The 22,644-nt window shown below is 59.8% G+C and carries 23 protein-coding genes; 13 read left to right on the forward strand and 10 right to left on the reverse strand.

Annotated features, from left to right (window positions below; all coding sequences use genetic code 11):
- Positions 1 to 92: 92 nt before the first annotated feature.
- Positions 93 to 767: a YciC family protein gene (locus tag EAH74_RS21495; protein WP_140680931.1), complete on the reverse strand. Its 675-nt coding sequence runs from the start codon at positions 765 to 767 to the stop codon at positions 93 to 95.
- Positions 768 to 942: 175 nt separating this feature from the next.
- Here EAH74_RS21495 and EAH74_RS21500 point away from each other — a divergent pair, with 175 nt between their 5' ends.
- The 4 genes from EAH74_RS21500 (at position 943) to EAH74_RS21515 (ending at position 3,825) form a co-directional block, all read left to right on the forward strand.
- Positions 943 to 1,698: a DUF2076 domain-containing protein gene (locus tag EAH74_RS21500; RefSeq protein ID WP_140680933.1), complete on the forward strand. Its 756-nt coding sequence runs from the start codon at positions 943 to 945 to the stop codon at positions 1,696 to 1,698.
- Positions 1,699 to 1,835: 137 nt separating this feature from the next.
- Positions 1,836 to 2,315, forward strand: coding sequence for an NYN domain-containing protein (locus EAH74_RS21505; RefSeq protein WP_010467410.1), 480 nt, complete (start codon positions 1,836 to 1,838; stop codon positions 2,313 to 2,315).
- Between the two features lie 22 nt (positions 2,316 to 2,337).
- A complete protein-coding gene (locus EAH74_RS21510; RefSeq protein ID WP_140680935.1) occupies positions 2,338 to 2,949 on the forward strand; it encodes a 3'-5' exonuclease in 612 nt (203 codons plus the stop codon).
- Positions 2,950 to 3,276: 327 nt separating this feature from the next.
- Positions 3,277 to 3,825, forward strand: coding sequence for a BRO-N domain-containing protein (locus tag EAH74_RS21515; protein ID WP_140680937.1), 549 nt, complete (start codon positions 3,277 to 3,279; stop codon positions 3,823 to 3,825).
- A 124-nt stretch (positions 3,826 to 3,949) separates the two neighbouring features.
- On the opposite strand, the gene EAH74_RS21520 is transcribed toward EAH74_RS21515, so the two are convergent.
- Positions 3,950 to 4,402, reverse strand: a complete 453-nt coding sequence (locus tag EAH74_RS21520) for an Lrp/AsnC family transcriptional regulator (RefSeq protein ID WP_140680939.1) — start codon at positions 4,400 to 4,402, stop codon at positions 3,950 to 3,952.
- A 165-nt stretch (positions 4,403 to 4,567) separates the two neighbouring features.
- On the opposite strand from EAH74_RS21520, the gene yedA reads away from it, so the two are divergent.
- Entirely contained in the window at positions 4,568 to 5,494 is a 927-nt protein-coding gene (gene yedA / locus EAH74_RS21525) for a drug/metabolite exporter YedA (RefSeq protein ID WP_140680941.1), read from the forward strand.
- Between the two features lie 78 nt (positions 5,495 to 5,572).
- Entirely contained in the window at positions 5,573 to 6,907 is a 1,335-nt protein-coding gene (locus EAH74_RS21530; RefSeq protein WP_140680943.1) for a DEAD/DEAH box helicase, read from the forward strand.
- A gap of 116 nt (positions 6,908 to 7,023) precedes the next feature.
- On the opposite strand, the gene EAH74_RS21535 is transcribed toward EAH74_RS21530, so the two are convergent.
- A complete protein-coding gene (locus EAH74_RS21535) occupies positions 7,024 to 8,265 on the reverse strand; it encodes a TIGR03862 family flavoprotein (RefSeq protein WP_193560140.1) in 1,242 nt (413 codons plus the stop codon).
- A gap of 281 nt (positions 8,266 to 8,546) precedes the next feature.
- Complete coding sequence (locus EAH74_RS21545; RefSeq protein ID WP_140680947.1) at positions 8,547 to 9,467, reverse strand: histone deacetylase family protein; 921 nt, start codon at positions 9,465 to 9,467, stop codon at positions 8,547 to 8,549.
- 86 nt (positions 9,468 to 9,553) lie between these two features.
- Between EAH74_RS21545 and EAH74_RS21550 the strand changes: the two genes are divergently transcribed.
- The 3 genes from EAH74_RS21550 (at position 9,554) to EAH74_RS21560 (ending at position 11,686) form a co-directional block, all read left to right on the forward strand.
- Positions 9,554 to 10,123, forward strand: coding sequence for a GNAT family N-acetyltransferase (locus EAH74_RS21550; protein WP_140680949.1), 570 nt, complete (start codon positions 9,554 to 9,556; stop codon positions 10,121 to 10,123).
- A 103-nt stretch (positions 10,124 to 10,226) separates the two neighbouring features.
- Positions 10,227 to 11,096 (forward strand): acyl-CoA thioesterase II, encoded by an 870-nt coding sequence (gene tesB, locus EAH74_RS21555; protein ID WP_140680951.1) that lies wholly within the window; start codon positions 10,227 to 10,229, stop codon positions 11,094 to 11,096.
- Complete coding sequence (locus EAH74_RS21560; RefSeq protein ID WP_046056569.1) at positions 11,093 to 11,686, forward strand: HAD family hydrolase; 594 nt, start codon at positions 11,093 to 11,095, stop codon at positions 11,684 to 11,686. Before tesB ends, EAH74_RS21560 begins: the two co-directional genes overlap by 4 nt.
- Positions 11,687 to 11,783: 97 nt before the next feature.
- Here EAH74_RS21560 and EAH74_RS21565 read toward each other — a convergent pair whose 3' ends face one another.
- A complete protein-coding gene (locus EAH74_RS21565; protein ID WP_140680953.1) occupies positions 11,784 to 12,743 on the reverse strand; it encodes an alpha/beta fold hydrolase in 960 nt (319 codons plus the stop codon).
- Positions 12,744 to 13,637, reverse strand: coding sequence for a KPN_02809 family neutral zinc metallopeptidase (ypfJ, locus tag EAH74_RS21570; protein WP_140680955.1), 894 nt, complete (start codon positions 13,635 to 13,637; stop codon positions 12,744 to 12,746).
- Between the two features lie 287 nt (positions 13,638 to 13,924).
- Here ypfJ and EAH74_RS21575 point away from each other — a divergent pair, with 287 nt between their 5' ends.
- Positions 13,925 to 14,701 (forward strand): IclR family transcriptional regulator, encoded by a 777-nt coding sequence (locus EAH74_RS21575; protein WP_140680957.1) that lies wholly within the window; start codon positions 13,925 to 13,927, stop codon positions 14,699 to 14,701.
- 148 nt (positions 14,702 to 14,849) lie between these two features.
- Entirely contained in the window at positions 14,850 to 15,728 is an 879-nt protein-coding gene (locus tag EAH74_RS21580) for a DMT family transporter (protein ID WP_140680959.1), read from the forward strand.
- A 46-nt stretch (positions 15,729 to 15,774) separates the two neighbouring features.
- Here EAH74_RS21580 and EAH74_RS21585 read toward each other — a convergent pair whose 3' ends face one another.
- Positions 15,775 to 17,076, reverse strand: coding sequence for an MFS transporter (locus tag EAH74_RS21585; protein ID WP_240050540.1), 1,302 nt, complete (start codon positions 17,074 to 17,076; stop codon positions 15,775 to 15,777).
- 429 nt (positions 17,077 to 17,505) lie between these two features.
- On the opposite strand from EAH74_RS21585, the gene quiC reads away from it, so the two are divergent.
- Together quiC and EAH74_RS21595 are read left to right on the forward strand one after the other, a co-directional pair.
- Positions 17,506 to 19,407, forward strand: a complete 1,902-nt coding sequence (gene quiC / locus EAH74_RS21590) for a 3-dehydroshikimate dehydratase QuiC (protein ID WP_140680963.1) — start codon at positions 17,506 to 17,508, stop codon at positions 19,405 to 19,407.
- A 102-nt stretch (positions 19,408 to 19,509) separates the two neighbouring features.
- Positions 19,510 to 20,187, forward strand: coding sequence for a TetR family transcriptional regulator (locus EAH74_RS21595; RefSeq protein WP_140680965.1), 678 nt, complete (start codon positions 19,510 to 19,512; stop codon positions 20,185 to 20,187).
- A 36-nt stretch (positions 20,188 to 20,223) separates the two neighbouring features.
- Here the strand turns inward: EAH74_RS21595 and EAH74_RS21600 are convergent, their stop codons facing one another.
- From EAH74_RS21600 to EAH74_RS21610, 3 genes are all read right to left on the reverse strand, one after another.
- Positions 20,224 to 21,078, reverse strand: a complete 855-nt coding sequence (locus EAH74_RS21600) for a shikimate dehydrogenase (protein ID WP_140680967.1) — start codon at positions 21,076 to 21,078, stop codon at positions 20,224 to 20,226.
- Positions 21,079 to 21,083: 5 nt separating this feature from the next.
- Positions 21,084 to 21,524 carry a type II 3-dehydroquinate dehydratase gene (gene aroQ, locus EAH74_RS21605; protein ID WP_008084592.1) on the reverse strand — a complete coding sequence of 147 codons (441 nt, stop codon included), beginning with the start codon at positions 21,522 to 21,524 and terminating at the stop codon, positions 21,084 to 21,086.
- Positions 21,525 to 21,664: 140 nt separating this feature from the next.
- Positions 21,665 to 22,576, reverse strand: coding sequence for a LysR family transcriptional regulator (locus EAH74_RS21610; protein WP_095130673.1), 912 nt, complete (start codon positions 22,574 to 22,576; stop codon positions 21,665 to 21,667).
- Between the last annotated feature and the right edge of the window lie 68 nt (positions 22,577 to 22,644).

Raw genomic sequence — 22,644 nt, forward strand, 5'->3', positions numbered from 1 at the left:
GGTGAATCAGGTAGACCGCGCTCGCCGGATTTACGACTGCTTCGCAGCCGAACGCAGGCTTCGCCAGCTGCTACAGGGGGGCGCGTCGTTCTTCAGAGAGGTCGATCAATCTTTTCCGGTACATCGCCGATCAGCATGAACAAGCGGAACAGCACCACGCTGACGAACAGTTGCAGGAAGCTGTGGGCGCTGTCGATCAGCAGGGAAATCACCGGGTTCTGCGGTTCGGGATAGACCGCCAGGGTCGCGCCCTTGAGCACCCACAACGGGCCCATTACACAGAGAATGCACACCAGAATGCGCAGGAAATGGCCGCGGGTCAGGCGCAGGCTTTCCTTCATCGCCGCCAGCGGTGCGAAGCCGCGCAGCACCAGCAGGTACTCGCCAAACGCCAGGGTCACCATCAGCCAGATGCCCGGCAGGAAATACAGCGACAGGCCGATCAGGATCAACAGGGTGTTGAGCGCGGTGAGCAGGGCGAAGCGTGGCCACAGGGTTGCGGACATGGCCAGCAGGTCGCGATTGCGCGGTGATTCGCCACGGCTGCGGGCATCGAGAAACAGAATCAGCGCGGCGGTGTACAGCGGATAAACCAGCAAGCCGACTATCACGCTGATACCGGGAAAGCTGTCCGGCTCGGTGGAGTGATCGACCACTTGTTGCAGCAACGCCTCGAAGATCACCAGCGGCAGGCACAGCCGCACGATCTGGCCCAGATTGCGCTTGAAGAAATACAGAGAGTCACGCAGTACATCGAACGAATTCATCAGTCGGTATCGCAGGTTGAAAGCAGTGGCCCACTTTAACCGATGAAGCGCTTTGGGGCGCAAACGTAAACGTTCGGTAAAGACCATTGAAACATCCTGCATCAACCTCCATTACGGGGGTGTACCTTGTCCACACTGGATAGGGCAGATATTCCCGGCAATCTACGAGGTCGCCATGAACAGCGAAGAACAAACCCTGATCGATGGACTGTTTTCCCGGCTGCAACAGGCCGAAACGGACTCAGCCCCGCGCGACGCCCAGGCCGAGGCGCGGATCAAGGAACACCTGACTCGCCAGCCCGCGGCAGGCTATTTCATGACCCAGGCGATTCTGGTGCAAGAGGCCGCCCTCAAAAGCCTCGACGAACAAAACAAACAGCTCGCCCAGCAAGTCCAGCAATTGGAGGCTGAACTGCAATCGGCCAAGGCTCAGCCAGCTGCACCGGCGCCGAGCAGCGGTGGCTTCCTGTCGAGCATTTTCGGTGGCGGTTCCCGTGATCCGCAGCCAGCGTCCACCCAAAGCCCACCCGCCTCGAGTGGTGGCGGCTGGCGTGAACCGGGGCGGCCGTCGTTCAATTCGCAGTCGCCACAACAGAACTTCGGTGCGGCGCCGCCTCAGCAGAACTACGCCCCGCAACAGCCTGTCGGCAGCGGTTTCCTCGGTGGTGCGCTGAAAACCGCCGCCGGTGTGGCCGGTGGCGTGATGCTGGCGCAAGGCATCAGCAGCCTGTTCCATCACAATCAGCAGCCGGAAGTGGTTGAAGTGATCAAGGAAGAACCGGCTCAGGTCAACGATCAGAGTGGTGACAACGGCTCGGGCGATGATCAGCGTGTGGCTGACAACTCAAGTGATCAGGGCGGCTTTACCGACGCCGACTACAGCGATGACAGTTCATCGTTCTTCGGCGGCGACGACGATTCCTTCGTCTGATACGCCATTCGTCCGGAGCGCTATGGCGCTCCGGGCCGATTATTCGCGGAACAATCCTTCAGGCTGGCATACTGGGCAACTTTTCGGGCCTGGTGCCTGATCCTGCCTGCGCTGCGGCGCGCCAACGAGGATGACCGGTGAAAAAAATCGCAGTGTTCGCCGATGTTCAAAACCTCTATTACACCGTGCGTCAGGCCTATGGTTGCCATTTCAACTATGCGGCGCTGTGGGCTGATATCAGCAAACAGGGCGAGATCGTCGAGGCCTATGCCTACGCCATCGATCGTGGCGACAGCAAACAACAGCAATTCCAGCAGATCCTGCGCAACCTCGGCTTCATTGTGAAGCTCAAGCCCTACATCCAGCGCAGCGATGGCTCGGCCAAGGGTGACTGGGACGTGGGCATCACTCTCGACATCATGGACGCCGCCGATCATGTCGACGAAGTGGTGCTGGCCTCCGGTGACGGTGATTTCGACATGCTGCTGGAGCGCATCATCACCAAGCACGGGGTGCAAGCCGTGGCATACGGCGTGCCGGGCCTGACGGCCAACTCGCTGATCCGCGCCGCCAGCCGCTACGTGCCGATCGAAGGCGCGTTGCTGCTCAAGAATTGATTTTTACGGAGTTGAAACAGGTTTGGAACGCATAGCAGTCATCGACTTTGAAACCACCGGGATCTCCCCGAGCAGCAGCTGCCGGGCCACGGAAATTGCCGTGGTGATCCTTGAACAGGGGCGCATCGTCGAGCGTTACCAAAGCCTGATGAATGCCGGCGTGCGCGTCCCGGCCTTCATCGAACAACTCACCGGCATCAGCAACGCCATGCTGCGCACCGCACCATCAGCCGAGCAGGTGATGAACGAAGTCAACGAATTCGTCGGCATCACCCCGCTGCTGGCGCACAACGCCGCGTTCGACCAGAAGTTCTGGGACTTTGAGCTGGGGCGTATCAAACGCACACGCTTGCAGAACTTTGCCTGCTCGCTGCTCCTCGCCCGCCGTTTGATGCCCGCCGCGCCGAACCACAAACTCGGCACCCTCACCACGTTCGCCAACCTGCCCCACACCGGCAAGGCTCACCGGGCCATGGCCGATGCCGAGATGGCGGCCAACCTGACGGCGCATTTGGCCCAGGAGTTGCGGCAGAAGCACGGGTTGTGCGAGCTGTCCCATGATCTGTTGGTGAGCTTGCAGAAAGTGCCGGCGGCGAAGATCAATGAGCACCTGAAGCGCCATCGCGGGTTCTGACTGAAAACACCACAAATCCTCTGAATGACACACCACAAATCCCCTGTGGGAGCGAGCTTGCTCGCGATGGCGCCGTGTCAGTCGACATCAATGTTGGATGATAAATCGCTATCGCGAGCAAGCTCGCTCCCACATTGGATCTCCTGTGACGTTAGATTCGTGTTTAACGACGCCTCCGATTCGATGATCGGTCCTACCGAATTTTAGGGAATGTCTGTCTTGCCCCTCATCTGGGGCATCGATAACCTTTTGACCGTTGCTGCCAATGCAGCAACCGGGACTGCAAGCCCGAATCGTTGGAGGCATATTTGGTTCGGAGATTCGCCCATGGTCAAAGCTACCCTCAATATCCCTGATAGCAGTGCTGACTCAGATCAGTCCGAAATAGTGCAACCAGCTTCAAGAGAAGCTCACTTCGTCCCCCAAACATTCATCCGTCATCACATCCAGCTAAAAGCACTGTTACTGCATGCCGAGGCGTGGTTTTGCGCCCGAGATATCGGCCGGTTAATGGGCGTGGATATAAACGGCCGGTACGCGCTCAAGCTTGATGCGGACCAGCGCCGGATGATGTGTTTGTCTGGAAGCGACGCCCCCCAGGAAACATTGATGCTGAGCGAATCCGGCGTGTACGCGATGCTGGTCTATCACTACTGCCCGGAGAACCGGCATTTGCGACGTTGGCTCACCCATCACGTGGTGCCGATGCTGCGGGACGGTGGCGGGGTTGCTTCGAATCAAACGCCAAGTTTGCGCTTGATGGAGTGGGCGGGGGGGACGTTAAGCCTGCTGCATTGGCGGACAGAGCCTTGGGTTCGTTTGAAAGATATGCCGTGTTTGTTGGGCGCGGAATACAGCGGCGTTCGCGGATTCTGACGACACCGCTGACCCCCTGTAGGAGCTGTCGAGTGAAACGAGGCTGCGATCTTTTGATCTTGTTTTTAAAGAGCAAAATCAAAAGATCGCAGCCTCGTTTCACTCGACAGCTCCTACGGGATCGCTATTTACCATTTCCTTCCAACTGCCCCAACGGCACGCGCTTCTCTATCGCGCTCGACAACACAATCGACGTCTTGCTGAACCCGAACTTGGCAATCCGGTTGATCAACTCCTCCAGCTCCGGCATCGACCCCACCGCCGCTTGCATGATCACGCACGGATCGCCTGTCACCCGATGGCACTCGGTCAATTGCGGGATTTTGATCAGGTCGTCGTAGGCCTTCTGGTTGCCGTGCTGGTTCAGCCGCAGTTCGATGACGCACTGGATCGGCAGGCCGATTCTCGACATGTCGACTTTCGCCTGGTAACCGGTGATGACGCCGGACGCTTCGAGTTTGGCCACGCGCTCGGCCACGGCCGGGGCCGACAGGTTCACTTTGCGCGCCAGTTCGGCGTAGGACTCCCGACCGTTTTCCAACAGGGCGCTGAGGAGCATGCGGTCGTACTTGTCCATCGTGGGATTCCTGAAAATGACATGACTTTCGAAAACACGGTTTATCGCGCTGATCTCCGTGCTTTGAAAAGTGTACCGGTGCGATAAACAGGTTTTGTAACTTATTTTTACGGCCTGGCCTTTCTAGAATATCCGATCTCCTTGTCTTGCCTTTCGAGCTGCCCCATGCCTGGCTTACGTCGTTTTCCCTTACCGTTGATCGCTGCCTTTTTCGCGTTGTACGTGATTTGGGGCTCGACCTATCTGGTCATTCGCATCGGCGTGCAGTACTGGCCGCCATTGATGCTCGGCGGGATTCGCTTTGTGATTGCCGGGACGCTGATGTACGCGTTCCTGCGCTGGCGCGGGGCACCGGCGCCGACGTGGGCGCAGTGGAAAGCGGCGGGGATCATCGGGATTTTGCTGCTCAGCTTTGGTAACGGCGCGGTGAGCGTGGCCGAGCACACGGGCGTGGCGTCCGGGGTTGCGGCGTTGGCGGTGGCGACGGTGCCGTTGTTTACCTTGCTCTGTGGCTATTTTTGGGGCGCGCGTAATACCCGTCTCGAATGGGCCGGGATTGTGCTCGGGCTGATCGGCATCGCCATGCTCAACCTCGGCTCCAACCTGCAATCGAGCCCATTAGGTGCGGCGTTGTTGGTGTTCGCCGCCGCGGCCTGGGCCTTCGGTTCGGTGTGGAGCAAACACTTGCCGCTGCCCCAAGGCGCGATGGCGAGTGCCGTGGAAATGTTGGTGGGCGGCGTAGCGCTGCTGATCGGCAGTGCGCTGAGTGGTGAGCATCTGGAAGCCATGCCGCCGATCGAAGGCTGGGCGGCCTTGGCCTACCTGACCTTTTTCGGTTCGATCATCGCTTTCAACGCTTATATGTATCTGTTGAAAAACGTGCGGCCGGCGGCGGCCACCAGTTATGCCTACGTCAACCCGGCGGTGGCGGTGTTGCTGGGGATCGTGTTTGTCGGCGAGACCATCGGGATCGAAGAAGCGCTGGCCATGTTGGTGATCATCAGCGCCGTGGTGTTGATCGGTTTGCCGCAGTGGCGCCGGGCGCCGGAACGACCTGCTGCCGTGGTGCAGACAGAATCCCGTGTGAATTAGGGTAAACTGCGCGCCATTGCATCTTGTTTTGCACACTTGTTTTGAAAAACCCGCGCTGAATTTTCCTACGGTAATCCCATGACTTTCGCCTCCCTTGGCCTGATCGAACCCTTGCTGCGCTCTCTCGAGACGCTCGGCTACCAGACCCCGACGCCGGTTCAGGCGCAAGCCATTCCGGCGGTGCTGGCCGGTCGCGACCTGATGGCCGCCGCCCAGACCGGGACTGGCAAGACCGCCGGCTTCGCGCTGCCGCTCCTGCAATTGCTGGCCATGGAAGGGCCGAAAGTGGCGTCTAACTCGGTGCGCGCACTGATCCTGGTGCCGACCCGCGAATTGGCCGAACAGGTTCACGAAGCCGTGCGTCAGTACGCCGAGAATCTGCCGTTGAGCACTTACGCGGTGTATGGCGGCGTCAGCATCAACCCGCAAATGATGAAGCTGCGCAAGGGTGTAGACGTGCTGGTGGCGACTCCGGGTCGTTTGCTCGACCTGTATCGCCAGAAGGCTCTCAAGTTCAATCAGCTGCAAACCCTGATTCTGGACGAAGCCGATCGCATGCTCGATCTGGGTTTCTCCGAGGAACTGGGGAATATCTACCGCGTGCTGCCCAAGCAACGTCAGACGCTGCTGTTCTCCGCGACCTTCTCCGACGCGATCCGCTTGCTGGCCGGACAAATGCTCAACGATCCGCTGAGCATCGAAGTCAGCCCGCGCAACGTCGCTGCCAGCACCGTCAAGCAATGGGTGGTGGTGGTGGACAAGAAGCGCAAGCCTGAACTGTTCGTTCACTTGATGCGCAAGGGCAAGTGGAAGCAGGTGCTGGTGTTCGCCAAGACCCGCAATGGTGTGGACGCGCTGGTGGAAAAACTCCAGGGTCTGGGCATCAATGCCGACGGCATCCACGGCGACAAACCTCAAGCAACCCGTCAGCGTGCACTGGACCGTTTCAAGGCCAGTGAAGTGCAGATTCTTGTGGCCACCGACGTTGCGGCCCGTGGTCTGGATATCGAAGATTTGCCATTGGTGGTCAACTTCGACCTGCCGATCGTGGCTGAGGACTACATCCACCGGATCGGCCGTACCGGTCGCGCGGGTGCAACCGGGCAGGCGATTTCGCTGGTCTGCGCTGATGAAGTGAATCTGCTGTCGGCCATCGAGACGTTGACCCGTCAGACATTGCCTCGCCAGATGGAACATGACTTCGAGCCTGAGCACCGGGTGCCGGACACCGATGCCAGCGGTCAGGTCGTCAAGAAGCCGAAAAAACCGAAGAAGCCGAAGACCTCCAGTGGCGGTAAACGCAATCTGGGTAAGTGGGTTGAGAGCGGTGATGCGTCGGCGCCGGAGCCTTCGATCAAACCTGTGCGCAAGGTGCCGGTGTTTAACACAGGACCGCGCAAGAAGAAGCCTTGAATACACGCGGCGTCTGTTAGGCCGCCTTCGCGAGCAGGCTCGCTCCCACAGGGGATTTGTGGACGACACAGATCCAGTGTGGGAGCGAGCCTGCTCGCGAAGGGGTTAACTCGGTTTCAAGCCTTGTGCTTCAACCACTCCACCATCCCCAGCCCTGCCGCTCGCCCACTGGCGAAACACGCGGTCAGCAGATAGCCCCCCGTCGGCGCTTCCCAATCCAGCATTTCCCCCGCGCAGAACACGCCGGGCAGTTGCTTGAGCATCAAGCGCTCATCCATCGCTTCGAACAGCACGCCACCGGCACTGCTTATGGCCTCGTCCAGTGGGCGGGTTTTCACCAGTGTCAGTGGAAGCGCCTTGATCGCTTTGGCCAGCAGCGCCGGATCAGCGAAGTATTCGGCCGGAGTGAGTTCGCGCAGCAGAGCCGCTTTCACACCATCGATCCCGAGCTGACTGTGCAAGTGCTTCGACATTGAGCGTGAACCGCGTGGTTTGCTCAGCGCAGCCTGAACCTTATCCACAGGCTTGCCCGGCAACAGGTCCAGGTGAATGGTTGCCGAGGCGTGCTGATTGATGGCTTCGCGGATCGGCGCCGACAAGGCGTAGATCAAACTGCCTTCAATCCCGGTCGCCGTGATCACACATTCCCCGAGCCGCGGCACGTCGTCATTGAGGCCAATGGCAATGTTTTTCAGCGGGGCGCCGGCGAATTTGCTGACCATCAACTCGCTCCAGGCCTGCACCTCGAAGCCGCAATTACTCGGTTGCAGCGGCGCGAGTCCTACGCCGTGTTGTTCCAGTGGCAGCATCCAGGCGCCGTCCGAACCGAGGCGCGCCCAGCTGCCGCCGCCGAGGGCCAGTAAGGTTGCGTCAGGCATGACGGTTTTTTCGCCCTCGGGGCTGTCGATGCGCAATCCACCGCTGTCATCCCAGCCGAGCCAGCGGTGACGGGTGTGGATAACAACGCCGCTGTCACGCAGACGTTTGAGCCATGCACGCAACAGGGGGGCGGCTTTCATGTCTGTAGGAAAGACTCGGCCGGAACTGCCGACAAAGGTTTCGATGCCCAGGTCATGAATCCATTGGCACAGCGCATCGGCGCCGAAGCCACGCAGCAGCGGCGCAATCTGCGGCGCGCGTTCGGCGTAGCGTGAGAGAAATGCCGGGTAGGCTTCGGAATGGGTGATGTTCATGCCACCCACGCCGGCCAGCAGGAATTTTCGCCCTACTGAAGGCATGCCGTCGTACAGATCAACCTTGATCCCGGCCTGGCTCAGCACTTCAGCCGCCATCAAACCGGCAGGGCCGCCGCCGATGATGGCAACGTGAGGGGGGAGGGCTGAGGAGGATGGGGTCATGGAATGCGCTGCGGTATGGCTGGATAAGCCGCGCATTCTATCAGCACAAATCCCTGTGGGAGCGAGCTTGCTCGCGATAGCGGAGTGTCATTCACCATCTATGTTGAATGATAAATTGCCATCGCGAGCAAGCTCGCTCCCACAGGGGTTCTATGTTGTTTTGACGGGCTGGTTAAAAAGTAACCGCCGCGGTGTAGGCTCTACGCGGTCTGGTCTGTAGGACCTTTCACTCAGGTTATCCACAGGCAGTTCCACAGACATTGTGGGTAAAGACCCACACCTCAATGACAACCTGATGACTGCCAGACTCGTTGCGCACAGTGATGCAGGATTCCATGACGGCGCGCCAACGCCTTGCGGTCCTTGCTGTAGCCGCCGCCGATTACCCCGACCACCGGGATATCCCGGCCCAGGCAATGGCGCATAACACTTTCGTCTCTAGCGGCGACGCCTTCGTCTGTCAGCTTCAGGTAGCCGAGCGCGTCATCTTTATGCACATCGACGCCGGCGTCGTACAACACCAGGTCAGGTTGGTAAAGCGGCAGCAAATAATTGAGCGCATCGTCCACCACCTTCAGGTAATCGGCATCGCCCATGCCTTTGGGCAGTGGAATGTCCCAGTCGCTTTCGGCTTTGCGTGCAGGAAAGTTCTTCTCGCAGTGCAGGGAAACGGTCACCGCTTCCGGGGTGTTGTGCAGGATCCGTGCAGTCCCGTCGCCCTGATGCACATCGCAGTCGAAGATCAGCACCCGATTCACACGGCCGCTTTCCAGCAAGAAATGGCTGATCACCGCCAGGTCATTGAAGATGCAGAACCCGGCAGGATGGTCGTAATGCGCGTGATGGGTGCCGCCGGCCAAGTGACAGGCCAAACCATGTTCCAGCGCCTGCTCGGCCGCCAGCAGCGAGCCGCCAACCGCACGCACCGTGCGCCGGGCCAGGGCTTCGCTCCACGGCAGGCCGAGGCGCCGCTGGTCTTCGCGGGACAACTCGCCGCCCATGTAGCGTTCGATATACGCAGGGTCATGAGCGAGCGCGAGAATCTCTGGCGGGCAGAGGTCGGGGCGCAGGAGATCGGCGTCGCGCGTCAGTCCGCTGTCCACCAGGTGATCGCGCAACAGGCGAAACTTGTCCATGGGGAAGCGGTGATCCGCCGGGAACTCGGGGCTGTAGTCTTCGTGGTAGATCAGGGGCAGGGGCATGGCTGATTTATACAGGACGGTAGGTAGGAATGAGTGAAGGATCCTACCAGCGATGTAGACTTGCGGCATGGGAACGGGGGAGCACGATGGAACCGATACTGGAACTCGAGAGCGCGCGACTGCTGTTGCGGCAGTGGCGCGATGAAGATTTGCCGGAGTTTGCGGCGATGTGCGCCGATCCACAGGTGATGCGATATTTTCCGGCGCCTTTGAGTCGTCTGGAAAGTGCCTCGCTGATCGGACGGATTCGTGGCCATTTTGTCGAACATGGCTTCGGTCTCTGGGCGCTGGAGCGCAAGGACACCGGGGCATTTATCGGTTTTACCGGGCTCGCAGAGGTCGGCTTCGACGCGCGCTTTACCCCGGCCACCGAAATCGGCTGGCGCCTGGCCCGCGAACACTGGGGCCTTGGCTACGCCAGTGAAGCGGCGTGGACCGCTCTGCGCTGCGGGTTTGACCGGTTGGCGCTGAAAGAAGTGGTGTCCTTCACCACCGAAACCAACATGCCATCGCAGAAAGTCATGCAGGCCATCGGCATGCACCATGATTCAGCCGATGATTTCGACCACCCGATGCTCGCGGCCGATCATCCCCTGCGTCACCATGCGCTGTACCGCATCACCCGTGAACAATGGCTGCAAACCTTGCATGGATAAGCGGTCACGGACGTTTACAATGGCTCCCACGGGCCCTGGCCAGAAATTGAATCGACCGTCGCAGCCAAGACTGCGCGGCATGCGTTGTGTGAGGAGAGTCTGAATGAGCCAAGTGTTGGATGATCTGGTTGACCTGCTGACCCTGGAACCGATTGAAGAAAACCTGTTCCGTGGCCGCAGCCAGGACCTGGGTTTTCGTCAGCTGTTCGGTGGTCAGGTGATCGGTCAGTCCCTGTCGGCGGCCAGTCAGACGGTCGAAGAAGCCCGCCATGTGCATTCGATGCACGGCTATTTCCTGCGTCCGGGCGATTCCGCGTTGCCTGTGGTTTATCAGGTTGATCGGGTACGCGACGGCGGCAGTTTCAGCACCCGTCGGGTGACGGCGATTCAGAAGGGCAACCCGATTTTCACCTGCAGTGCGTCGTTCCAATACGACGAAAAAGGCTTCGAGCACCAGGCCGAGATGCCGACGGTGGTTGGCCCGGAGAACCTGCCGTCGGAGCTGGAACTCACTCAGCAGCGCGCGCACCTGATTCCCGAGCACATGCGCGAAAAATTTCTGTGCCCGAAACCGATCGAGTTCCGACCGATCACCGAGAAAGATCCCTACAACCCGCAGCCGTCCGATCCGATCAAATACGTCTGGTTTCGCGCCGACGGAGCGTTGGCCGATTCTCCGGCACTGCATAAATACTTGCTGGCCTACGCCTCGGACTTCGGTCTGCTGACCACCTCGATGCAGCCCCATGGCAAATCGGTCTGGCAGAAAGACATGCAGGTCGCCAGCCTCGATCACGCGCTGTGGTTCCATCAGGATCTGCGTGCCGATGACTGGTTGCTGTATGCGATGGACAGTCCTTGGGCGGGCAACTCGCGCGGTTTCTCCCGTGGCAGCGTGTTCAACCGCGCCGGGCAACTGGTGGCGTCGGTCACTCAGGAAGGCCTGATTCGCCACCGCAAGGATTGGGCATGAGCCTGGCCGAGGTGCGGCACTGGGTGTTCGACATGGACGGCACCCTGACGGTGGCCGTGCATGACTTCGCGGCGATCCGCGTGGCGTTGGCGATTCCTGCCGAAGACGACATCCTGACCCACCTCGCCGCGCTGCCGGCCGATGAGGCTGCAGCCAAACATGCGTGGTTGCTGGAACACGAACGGGACCTGGCTCTGGGTTCGAAAGCGGCACCGGGGGCGGTAGAGCTGGTGCGTGAGCTGGCCGGGCGCGGTTATCGCCTGGGCATTCTCACGCGCAATGCGCGCGAACTGGCACATGTCACGCTAGAGGCGATCGGCCTGGCCGACTGCTTTGCGGTGGAGGATGTACTGGGCCGTGATGAAGCGCCGCCAAAACCGCATCCCGGTGGTTTGCTGAAGTTGGCCCAGGCCTGGAATGTCCCGGCCAGTGAGATGGTGATGGTGGGTGATTACCGCTTTGATCTGGATTGCGGTCGGGCGGCAGGGGCGCGGACGGTGTTGGTGAACCTGCCGGATAATCCCTGGCCGGAATTGACGGATTGGCATGCCGCCGATTGCGTAGCGTTGCGGGAAATGTTGTCAGCTTGAGGGCCCCTTCGCGAGCAGGCTCGCTCCCACATTGGAATGCGGTCATAAGTGGGAGCGAGCCTGCTCGCGATGGCGTCAGATCAGCCACCACAAAAACTCACTGACCGAACAACGCCTTCTGCCCCTGCGGCGAGTTAAACATCCCATCCCCGTCATGCCCGACCCCGGGCACTTCAATCAGTTGCTGATTCAAACCTTGAGGATGCAGCCGCTTCAGATAAGCAAAATAATTGCGCCCGCGAGCCAATCGATTGGCTCCCTGAGCTTGGGCCTCACAGCTTTTATCCAGCGCCGGCTGCTTCGGGTCGCTGTCCTGCTGCCCGAGTAGATAAACGACATCGCGTTTGACGTAGTTTTCCTCCAGCTGCTTGGCGGTTAGCCCTTGGGCATAGGCGGGTAAATCCGCCAGCCCATATTTCCAGCGATTGAAATTCGGGCAACCGGCGTGTTTGAACGCCACCGGCCGTCGTTCATCGAAGTACGCATAAGACGACGGGTTGGCAATGACGTAACGCACCTGTATGTCGGCCGCCTTGAGCGCTGGCTGATCGTGGCCCAGCAACGCATATCGCTGCACCACCTGAGCGCCGCCGGAGTGACCGGCGATGACAATTTGCTTCACGTCCGGAAACTGTTTCCGGTCGCCGATTCGGGCGATGATTTCGTCGAGCGCCGCGTAGGAGCTCAGGGAAAACGGCGCGGTGGATAAACCGCCCGCCATCCAGTCATTGCCCTGCCAGCGCAATACGCTGTCAGCCACGGGATGGGCCGCGACGTCGGTTTCATTGAGAAATTGCGGGGCGAGCACCAAGGTGCTCGCGGTTTGCCCGGCCTGTTCGGCCGCGTGCACGGCGCTCTGGCGATAGGTATCGGCATTGCGCAATCGACCATGGATGATGATCAGCACACGCTCGATTTTCGTCGGCGCCGGGCCGATGCCCACCGAGATTTCACCGGCAGTCAGCAGCAGGCGTCCGGAGCTGACCTCTTTGACCGCATGCTCGGCAGCCTGGGCGCTTGCGCAGGTGATCAGTAGAGCTAACAGCCACTTATTCATTTATAGGTTTTTCGCTGCAAAGGTATCGCACTGGCCGACCTGGCCTTGCGCGAATCCGGTTTTGAACCAGCGCACCCTTTGCGCCGACGTACCATGAGTAAATGAATCCGGGACCACGCGCCCCTGACCTTGTTGCTGCAAACGGTCATCGCCGATGGCATTGGCGGCGTTCAAGGCTTCTTCTATGTCACCGGGTTCCAGCCAGTTCAGCCGTTTCTGCGCATTATTGGCCCAGACTCCGGCCAGGCAATCGGCCTGCAGTTCCTGGCGTACCAGCAAACCACCGTCGCCTTCCATCTGCCGACCCTGTTGGCGGGCGGTCTGAATCTTCGCTGAAACACCGAGCAAGGTCTGCACATGGTGTCCGATTTCGTGAGCGATCACGTAGGCCTGAGCGAAGTCGCCAGCGGCGGAAAAACGTTGGGACATTTCCTGGAAGAAACTCATGTCCAGGTAGACCTTCTGGTCTGCCGGGCAATAGAACGGACCGGTCGCCGAACTGGCCAGACCGCAGGCCGAGTTGACGCGGCCGCTGAACAGCACCAGGGTCGGGTCCTTATATTGACGACCGGCCTGCTGGAAAATCTGACCCCAGGTGTCTTCGGTATCGCCGAGGATCGAGCGCACGAACTCGGCTCCTTCATCAGTAGCCGGTGGCGCCTTGCGGGTTTGAGTCGGGGCCGGTGCCGATTGCTCGCTCATTTGCCCGGTCAGTTGCCCGAGAATTTGCATCGGGTCCTGGCCGGTGATCCAGCCGATCCCGACGATCAAGATAATCGCCGTCAGGCTCAGGCCCTTGGCGCCACCAAAACGCATCCCGCCACCACCGCCGCCGACATCATCTCCGCGGGCATCGACGACGTTGTCGCTGCGTCGGCCTTTTCTCCATAGCATGTGGGAACCCTCTGATTGTCCGTGGGATGAGTGTTGCTGCTGAGTGGGAGCGGCGCCAGTCCGGTCGTCCATCTTTTGTCGCGCACAGCAGCCTTCCCGGCAACCTGTGGTGGGTGGCCGGAAGTCTTCCAGACTCGTATTGAACACGGACAACCCATCTAATTCCTTCAGGCGATGGGTTTTTATCGAGCAGGCGACCGCCTGCTTCGTTCTCGGACAGTGGGTTCCAGATTTCGCATTCGGTCGGTTGTCTTCTAGAATCGGATAAATTTTGTGTGGACCCTCCCATGGCCGGCAGTCAGATCGAACGTGTTTTCCGCGTGCTTGAAAGCCTCACCAGCGACCCTCGCGGCTTGCCGATGCAGACGCTGGCGGAGCAACTGGATATTCCTAAAAGCGCGACCCACCGGTTGCTCGCCGAGCTGATTCGGCTGGGTTATGTGCGGCAGAATCCGGAGAACCTGCGCTATCACCTGTCGACCAAACTGGTGGCCATGGGTTTCCGTTACCTCTCGGGCAGCGGCGCCGATATTGTGCAGCCGGTGCTTGATCGCCTCGCCCAGGAAACCGGCGAGCTGGTGCGTCTTGGGGTGATTGAAGGTGAGCGGCAGATCTGGATCGCCAAATCCCAGGGCGCCCGTTCCGGCCTGCGCTACGACCCGGACATGGGCCGCGATGCGCCTTTGTTTTACACCGCGTCGGGGCATGCGTGGCTGGCGTGCATGAGCGATGCAGAAGCCTTGTCGCTGGTGGAGCGCCAGGGTGGTGAGCGGCCGAGGGACCTTGGGCCGAATGCACCGCGTTCCAACATCGAATTGCTGGAACGCCTGCGTATGGCGCGGGAGCAGGGTTATGCCTGGGTCGAGGAGAGTTCGGCGGTGGGCACCTCGGCGATTGCTGCGGTAGTGCGACATCCGAGTGATGATCGAGTCATCGGTGTGCTGAGCATCGCCGGGCCCAGTGCGCGGATGCCGGGGGCGCGACTGCATGAGTTGGCGCCGTTGTTGTTGAAGTTTACCGAGGAGCTGTCGGCGGCCAGTCTGGCGTCGGAGCTGTTCAGCTGATCGCTTCCCCTACAGAAGCCGTGCGCTGTTCGCACACTTTTTCGGTTTACTTGTGTAGGAAACTGGAACAAGGTTCTAAATTATTCGGGTTCGTCTTTCCTGTAAGGGATGCTTTTAAATAGTTGATGCAAAACACAAGGGATACCGAATGACCGTCAGCACTCCGCTCTCCGGCGTAAACCAACCCTTCAAAGGGATTCTGCTGATCGTCGTTGCGACTTTCCTGTTTTCCAGTCACGACGCCTTTTCGAAATACCTCTCGGGCTTCTACCCGATTGTCATGGTGGTGTGGGCCCGTTATCTGGTTCATACCTTACTGATGGCCGGGATTTTCCTGCCGCAATCCGGGCTGGGTGTCCTACGAACCAAACGGCCGTTACTTCAGCTGTTGCGGGCCTTGTGCCTGTTGGGCACCAGTCTGTTTTTCACCACCGGCTTGCAGTACATCCCTTTGGCCGAAGCCACGGCAGTTAACTTTCTTGCGCCGGTTCTGGTAACCGCGCTGTCGGTGCCACTGCTGCGCGAGCACGTCACGCGTGGCCAGTGGATTGCGGTGATTTGCGGCTTCATCGGCGTGTTGATCATCGTCCATCCCGGTGGAGAACTCTTTACCCCGGCGGTGTTGCTGCCGCTCTGCTCGGCGCTGTTTTTCTGCTTCTATCAGTTGCTCACCCGCAAGCTCAGTGAAATCGACAGCCCGACCACCAGCAACTTCTTCGCCGGGCTGTGCAACACGCTGGTGATGAGCGCGCTGGTCCCTTTCTTCTGGCAAGTCCCCAGCCTGGGCCATGGATTCATGATGGTGGCGCTGGGCGCCTGCGGGATGACGGCTCACCTGTTTCTGACGCAAGCCTTCCGCCACGCGGCCCCGGCGTTGTTGGCGCCGTTTGGTTATTGCCAGATTGTCTTTGCCGGTTTGCTGGGCTGGTTGCTGTTTTCTCACACGCCGACCCTGACCACGGTGGTCGGAATCGCGGTGATTTGTTGCAGCGGGTTGGCAGCAGCGTGGCAGCAGAGTCGTCGGTGAGAGAAGCAGGGCAGGCCTGGAATCAGGCCTGCCGGGGGGAGGGGTTTTACGGGGTGACGGTAGGAATCTTGCGCGGTGCCATGAAGTACATCCAGATCAGCGCGATGAAGTACATCGCCGGAATCATGGTGAACAGCACGGTGTAGTTGTTGTTGGTGATCGTCAGAATGTGGCCGACCAACTGGGTCATGAACATCCCGCCGATGGCCGCGCACATGCCACCGAAGCCGAACACTGTACTCATCATGTGTTTCGGCGTGTAGTCCATCACCAGGCTCCAGATGTTCGCGGTCCAGGCCTGGTGCGCACCGATGGCCAGGGAGATGGCGAACACGGCGACCCACAGACTGCTCGAACCCGCCGCCATGATCACGCCGACGATGCAGCAGGCGAACAGGAACATGGACATCAGCCGCGCCTTGATCGGGTTGACGCCGCGGCCGATCAGGAACGAGGACAGGATCCCGCCGCCGACGCTGCCGAAATCGGCAGTGAGGTAAATGATGATCAGCGGGATACCCATCTGGGTCACGTTGATCCCCAGGTTGTATTGCTGATTGAGGAACGGCGGCAGCCAGTAGAGGTAGAACCAGAACACCGGCGCGGTGATCGCGTAAGCCAGGGCGAAGGCCCAGGTGCCACGCATGCGCAGGATTTTCGAGAACGGTACGCGGGATTGTTCCGGCTCTACTTCCTTCTGGATGTAGTCCAGTTCCGATTGTTTAACGCTCGGGTGATCTTCCGGGTTGAAGTACTTCAAACCCCAGAACACCAGCCAGATCCCGCCCAGTGCCGACATGCACAGGAAGGCTGCCTGCCAGCCCCAGACATGCAGGATCAGCGGCAACAACATGGGGGTGAACATCGCACCGACGTTGGTCCCGGCGTTGAAGATGCCGGTGGCCACGGCGCGTTCGCCGGCCGGGAACCACAACCGGGTGGTCTTCACGCACGCCGGGTAGTTGGCGGCTTCCGTCAGACCCAGAATGAATCGGCAGACCATGAAGCCGACGGCCGAAGTGGCCAGGCCATGGGCGCCGGTTGCCAGGCTCCAGAGCAGCACGGCGAAGAAGAACACGCGTTTGACGCCGACCCGATCGATCAACCGGCCTTGCAGCACGAAACCGATGGCATAGCCGACCTGGAACCAGAAGTTGATGTTGGCGTAGTCCATCGCCGTCCAGCTCATTTCCTTGGCGAGAATTGGCTGCATCACACCCAGTGCGGCGCGGTCAATGTAGTTCAGGGTGGTGGCGAAGAACACCAGCGCCAGCATGCCCCAACGGGTTTTGCCGACCGCCATCGCGCCACGGATCTTGTCGCCGATGCCGCCAGTGGCAGGAGTCATGGAGGAACGCTCCACGGAAGAGCTTTGAGAAGGAGTCATGTAGGCCACCGATTATTTTTATGTGGTGTTCTGGGTCTTTGGTAACCGGGTCCTGTTGTTTACGGCCGGACCCAATGTGGCGTTGATGTTGCGCAGTGGACGAAAAATCGTCAATTCGCCGAGGGTCATTGTGTTCGATAATCGAACACAAAACTAACCGGGTAGTACACTTTGAATTGCTGTGCAGATTCCCCCGGCCAATAATTCGCTCACAGATAAACGCGATCCCTGATCCCTGTAGGAGCTGTCGAGTGAAACGAGGCTGCGATCTTTTGATCTTAAAAACCGACATCAAAAGATCGCAGCCTCGTTTCACTCGACAGCTCCTACGTAAAAGCGAAAGCGTGCGATGTCGATAACAAGATTGTCTCCACCACCGGGAGTCGAAATATGCAGCGTTCCATTGCCACCGTGTCCTTGAGCGGTACCCTGCCGGAAAAACTTGAAGCCATCGCCGCCGCCGATTTCGACGGGGTGGAGATTTTCGAGAATGACCTTCTCTACTACGACGGCAGTCCGCGGGAAATTAAACAGATGTGCGCCGATCTCGGGATCGCGATCACGCTGTTTCAACCCTTCCGGGATTTCGAGGGCTGCCGCCGCGACCGCCTGCCGCGCAACCTGGAGCGGGCCGAGCGCAAGTTCGACCTGATGCAGGAACTGGGCACTGACCTGGTGCTGGTGTGCAGCAACGCTTCGGCCGACGCCCTCGGCGATGAACAGATTTTAGTCGACGACTTGCGCCTGCTGGCCGAACACGCCGGTGCCCGTGGTTTGCGGATCGGCTACGAAGCGCTGGCCTGGGGCCGCCACGTGAACACTTATCAACAGGTGTGGAACATCGTCCGTCAGGCCGATCACGCGAGCCTCGGCGTATTGCTGGACAGCTTTCACACGCTGTCACTCAAGGGCGATCCGAGCGCGATTGCCGAGATTCCCGGCGACAAGATTTTCTTCGTGCAAATGGCCGACGCGCCGATCCTGGCCATGGACGTGCTGGAGTGGAGCCGGCATTTCCGCTGCTTCCCGGGCCAGGGTGAATTCGATCTGCCGGGTTTCCTCGCACCGATCATTAAGAGCGGTTACACCGGGCCGTTGTCGCTGGAGATCTTCAATGACGGCTTCCGCGCCGCGCCGCCACGGGCCAATGCCGCCGACGGTTTGCGGTCGTTGCTGTACCTGGAGGAGAAAACCCGCGAGCGTCTGGCGCAGGAAGCCACGCCACCGGCCACTGTCGACATTCTGTTCGAGACGCCCAAGGCCAGCGAGTACAACGGCATCGAGTTTCTTGAATTCGCCGTGGACGAAAGCCTTGGCGCCAAGCTGTCCCATTGGCTGGAGCGGCTGGGTTTCGTCAAGGCTGGCCAGCATCGTTCCAAGAGTGTGAGCCTGCTGCGTCAGGGTGATATCAACCTGATCCTCAACTCCGAGCCTTACTCCTTCGCCCACAGTTTTTTCGAAGCTCACGGCCCCTCGCTGTGCGCCACCGCCGTGCGGGTCAAGGACAGCGCCAGTGCGCTGGCTCGGGCCGTGGCTTACAAAGGTCAGCCGTATCGCGGACTGGTCGGCCCCAATGAACTGGAGCTCGCCGCAGTGCGCGCGCCGGATGGCAGTCTGATCTATCTGGTGGACCAGGACGCCGATGTCTACGGCACCGACTTCAATCTGCAACCCGCCGCCGTGGCCAGTGGCGGCCTCAAGCGCATTGACCATATGGCGATGGCGCTGCCGGCCGACAGCCTCGACAGTTGGGTGCTGTTCTATAAAAGCCTGCTGGATTTCGAAGCCGACGATGAAGTGGTGCTGCCTGACCCGTACGGTCTGGTAAAGAGTCGGGCGCTGCGCAGCCGGGACAGTTCGATCCGCTTGCCGCTGAACATTTCCGAGAACCGCAACACCGCGATCTCACACGCGCTGTCGAGTTATCGCGGCTCCGGCGTGCATCACATCGCCTTCGATTGCGACGACATTTTTGCCGAAGTCAGCCGGGCCAAGGAGGCGGGCGTACCGCTGCTGGATATCCCGCTCAATTATTACGATGACCTTGCTGCGCGGTTCGATTTCGACGATGAGTTCCTCAGCGAACTGGCTTATTACAACGTGCTCTACGACCGCGATGCTCAAGGTGGCGAGCTGTTCCATGTGTATACCGAACCGTTCGAAGGTCGCTTCTTCTTCGAGATCATCCAGCGCAAGAACGGCTATGCAGGTTACGGCGCAGCCAACGTCGCGGTGCGACTGGCGGCGATGGCCAAGTCTCGAAGCGGTGCCGTACGTCAGGCAAAGTTGTAGGAAAATCGTAAACACGGGTACAAACCGCTGCCGCGCGGCTTCCTTCACTGTGCGGCGCGGCCCATAATCGCCAACCTGTGCAGTGATGGCCGTGAGCCCGCAATGACGATAACTTCAGAACTCCCCGCCGTGCCCGACGAGCCGATTGTCGAGCCGCGCAAGAGTCGCAAGAACAACCCGGAAAAGACCCGCGAGAATATCCTTCAAGAGGCGATTGTCGAGTTCGTCCAGCAGGGGCTTTCCGGCGCTCGCGTCGATGCGATCGCCGAGCGCATCCACACCTCAAAACGCATGATCTATTACTACTTCGGCAGTAAGGAACAGCTCTACGTCGAGGTGCTGGAGAAACTCTACGGCGATATCCGCAGCACCGAAAACCGTCTGCACCTGGCTGAACTGGCGCCGGTGGAAGCGATTCGGCGGCTGGTGGAATTCACTTTCGACCACCATGATCGCAACGTCGACTTTGTGCGGATTGTCAGCATCGAGAACATTCACAACGCTGAATACGTGAAGCGCTCCGATGCGATCAAGGCGATGAACAACACCATTCTCGATTCACTGGGCGAGATTTTGCGTCGCGGTGCTGAGGAAGGTGTATTCCGCTCGGGGCTCGAGCCGTTGGATGTGCATCTGCTGATCAGCTCGTTCAGCTTCTATCGCGTGTCGAACCGCCATACTTTTGGTGAGATCTTTCAGATCGACTTGCCGGACGAAAGCATCAAGCAGCGTCATCGAGAGATGATTTGCGAGTCGGTTTTGCGGTATCTGCAGGCCTGATGTGGGGTGAGGGGATTGCCCCCTCGCCACCTCCGTTCAGCCATTCATGCTCTGAAAATGCTCGAGCATTCGCTGCGCATCCGGCACCACGCCACTGAACAACTCAAACGCCTTCACCGCCTGAAACACGGCCATGTTGCCGCCATCCAGCGTGCGACAACCCAACGCGCGGGCGTTGCGCAGCAGTTCGGTTTCCAGCGGGAAGTAAACGATCTCCGCCACCCATAACTCACCTCGAAGCAGCTCCACCGGCACTGGCATGCCCGGCAGTTTTTTCATGCCCATGGGGGTGGTGTTCACCAGACCGTCAGCCTGGGCCAGGGTGCTCGGCAAGTCATGGCCCGCCACAGCCCGACCGACGCCGAAATGTTGATTGAGATTGTCCGCCAGGCTCTGGGCACGGCTGATCTCCACGTCGAAAATGGTCAGCAGCTGTACACCTTCACTCAAGAGGGCATGGGCCACTGCCGCGCCAGCGCCACCGGCGCCCATTTGCACGACGCGTTCAAGGGCAACGCCCTTCAAGCCACGACGGAAACCTTCGGCAAAGCCCAGGCAGTCGGTGTTGTGGCCGATGCGTTTGCCGTCCTTCAGCACAACCGTGTTCACCGCCCCAATGCCGCGGGCTTCCGCAGACAATTCGTCGAGCAGCGGGATGATCGTCTGCTTGCACGGAAAGGTGATGTTCAGGCCGGTGAAGTTCATCCGCTCGGCGGCTAACAGCAGGTCGGGCAGGGCGCCGCTGTCGAGTTTCAACGGGTCCAGATCGATCAGGCGATAGAGGTAACGCAAACCCTGGGCATCGCCTTCATGCTCGTGCAGCGCCGGGGTGCGGGAAGCCTGGATGCCGGCGCCGATCAGTCCGGCCAGTACAGCGTTGGTCTGAGTCACCGCCTTCACCCCTTCAAACGTTGGCTGAAATGCTCCAGCGCCAGGCGATAGCCATGGCTGCCGAAACCGGCCATCACCGCCGTGGCAATGGCCGACACAAAAGAGTGGTGGCGGAAGGGTTCGCGGGCATGAACGTTGGACAGGTGGACTTCGATCACCGGCAATTCGCTGGCGACCAGGGCATCGCGGATCGCGACCGAGGTGTGGGTCCAGGCGGCCGGGTTGATGACGATCCCGGCGCAACGGCCGCGCGCGGCGTGAATCCAGTCGAGCAGTTCGCCTTCATGATTGGTCTGGCGAAACTCCACCGCCAGGCCGAACTCTTCGGCGGCACGACCGCACAAGGCTGAGATGTCGGCCAGGGTTTCGTGGCCGTAAGTCGCCGGTTCACGGGTGCCGAGCAGGTTCAGATTCGGGCCGTTGAGCACCAGAACGATAGGGGGCATCGGGGTCTCTCCACTTATTATTTTTGGCATTGGCCGAGGGTTTCAGCTTGTGGAGATAAATTGTACTAGCTGGTTAATTTGGTCAATTGAAGAGACGGTTATCAGGGTTAATGTGTGCGGTGATCGGACGGTTTCGGCTTTCAGCGAGGCAGATGCTCAACCAGAAAATCGATGAACGCCCTTAAACGCAACGGCATATGGCGAGTTTGCGGGTAGAGCAGGGTGAACGGCCGCGAGCGACCGCCATAGGGCTTGAGCACTTCCACCAGCGAGCCATCGGCCAATTCGTTTTCGACGATGAAACGATAGGTCTGGAACAATCCAGCCCCGTGTTTGGCCAGGGTCACCCCACCCAGTACGTCGTCGGAACAACTGAGATTGCCCTCGGCCAGAATCTCCCGGTGCACGCCATTGTCGTTGAACAGCCAGGCAATCCGCCGACCACTGCTGGGCAATTCGTACTGGATGCACTCGTGCTGTTTAAGATCATCCAGCGTTTGTGGAATGCCCGCGTGCTTGAGGTAGTCAGGACTGGCAATCATCACCAGCGCGGCGTCTTCCAACTGTCGGGCGATCAGGCCGGAATCCGGAATCGCCCGCACGCGGATCGCCATGTCATAGCCTTCACCGACGAAATCGATGTTGCGATTGCTGATGTGCGACTCGACCTTCACCGCTGGAAAGCGTGCCCGAAAAGCCGGCAACAACGGCAGAATCCGGTGATGGGCATAGGTGGTGGGAATGCTGATGCGCAAGGTGCCGGAAGGCTGTTGCTGCTGACCCATGACCTCACGCTGGGCCTCGACCAGTTGCGCCAGCGCCTGGCGACATTCCTCGTAGTACCGGCGACCACTGTCGGTCAGTTTGACGCTGCGGGTGGTGCGGGCGAACAACCGCACGCCCAGGCGTTCCTCCATGCGCGACACCGAGCGGCTCACGGCTGCCGGCGTCACGCCCGCGACCAGCGCGGCGGCGGTAAAGCTTCCGGCTTCGGCGGCCAGGCAAAACAGCTCGATGCTGCCCAGTTGAAGATCGTCGAATTGTCGCTGCATGATTGATTACACCGAGGATCAAATAAAGTGTGTGAGTCAGTATTTATCAGATGCCTGCACACAGATAC

Source organism: Pseudomonas mandelii, assembly GCF_006438925.1.
GTDB classification, from domain to species: Bacteria; Pseudomonadota; Gammaproteobacteria; order Pseudomonadales; family Pseudomonadaceae; genus Aquipseudomonas; species Aquipseudomonas mandelii_C.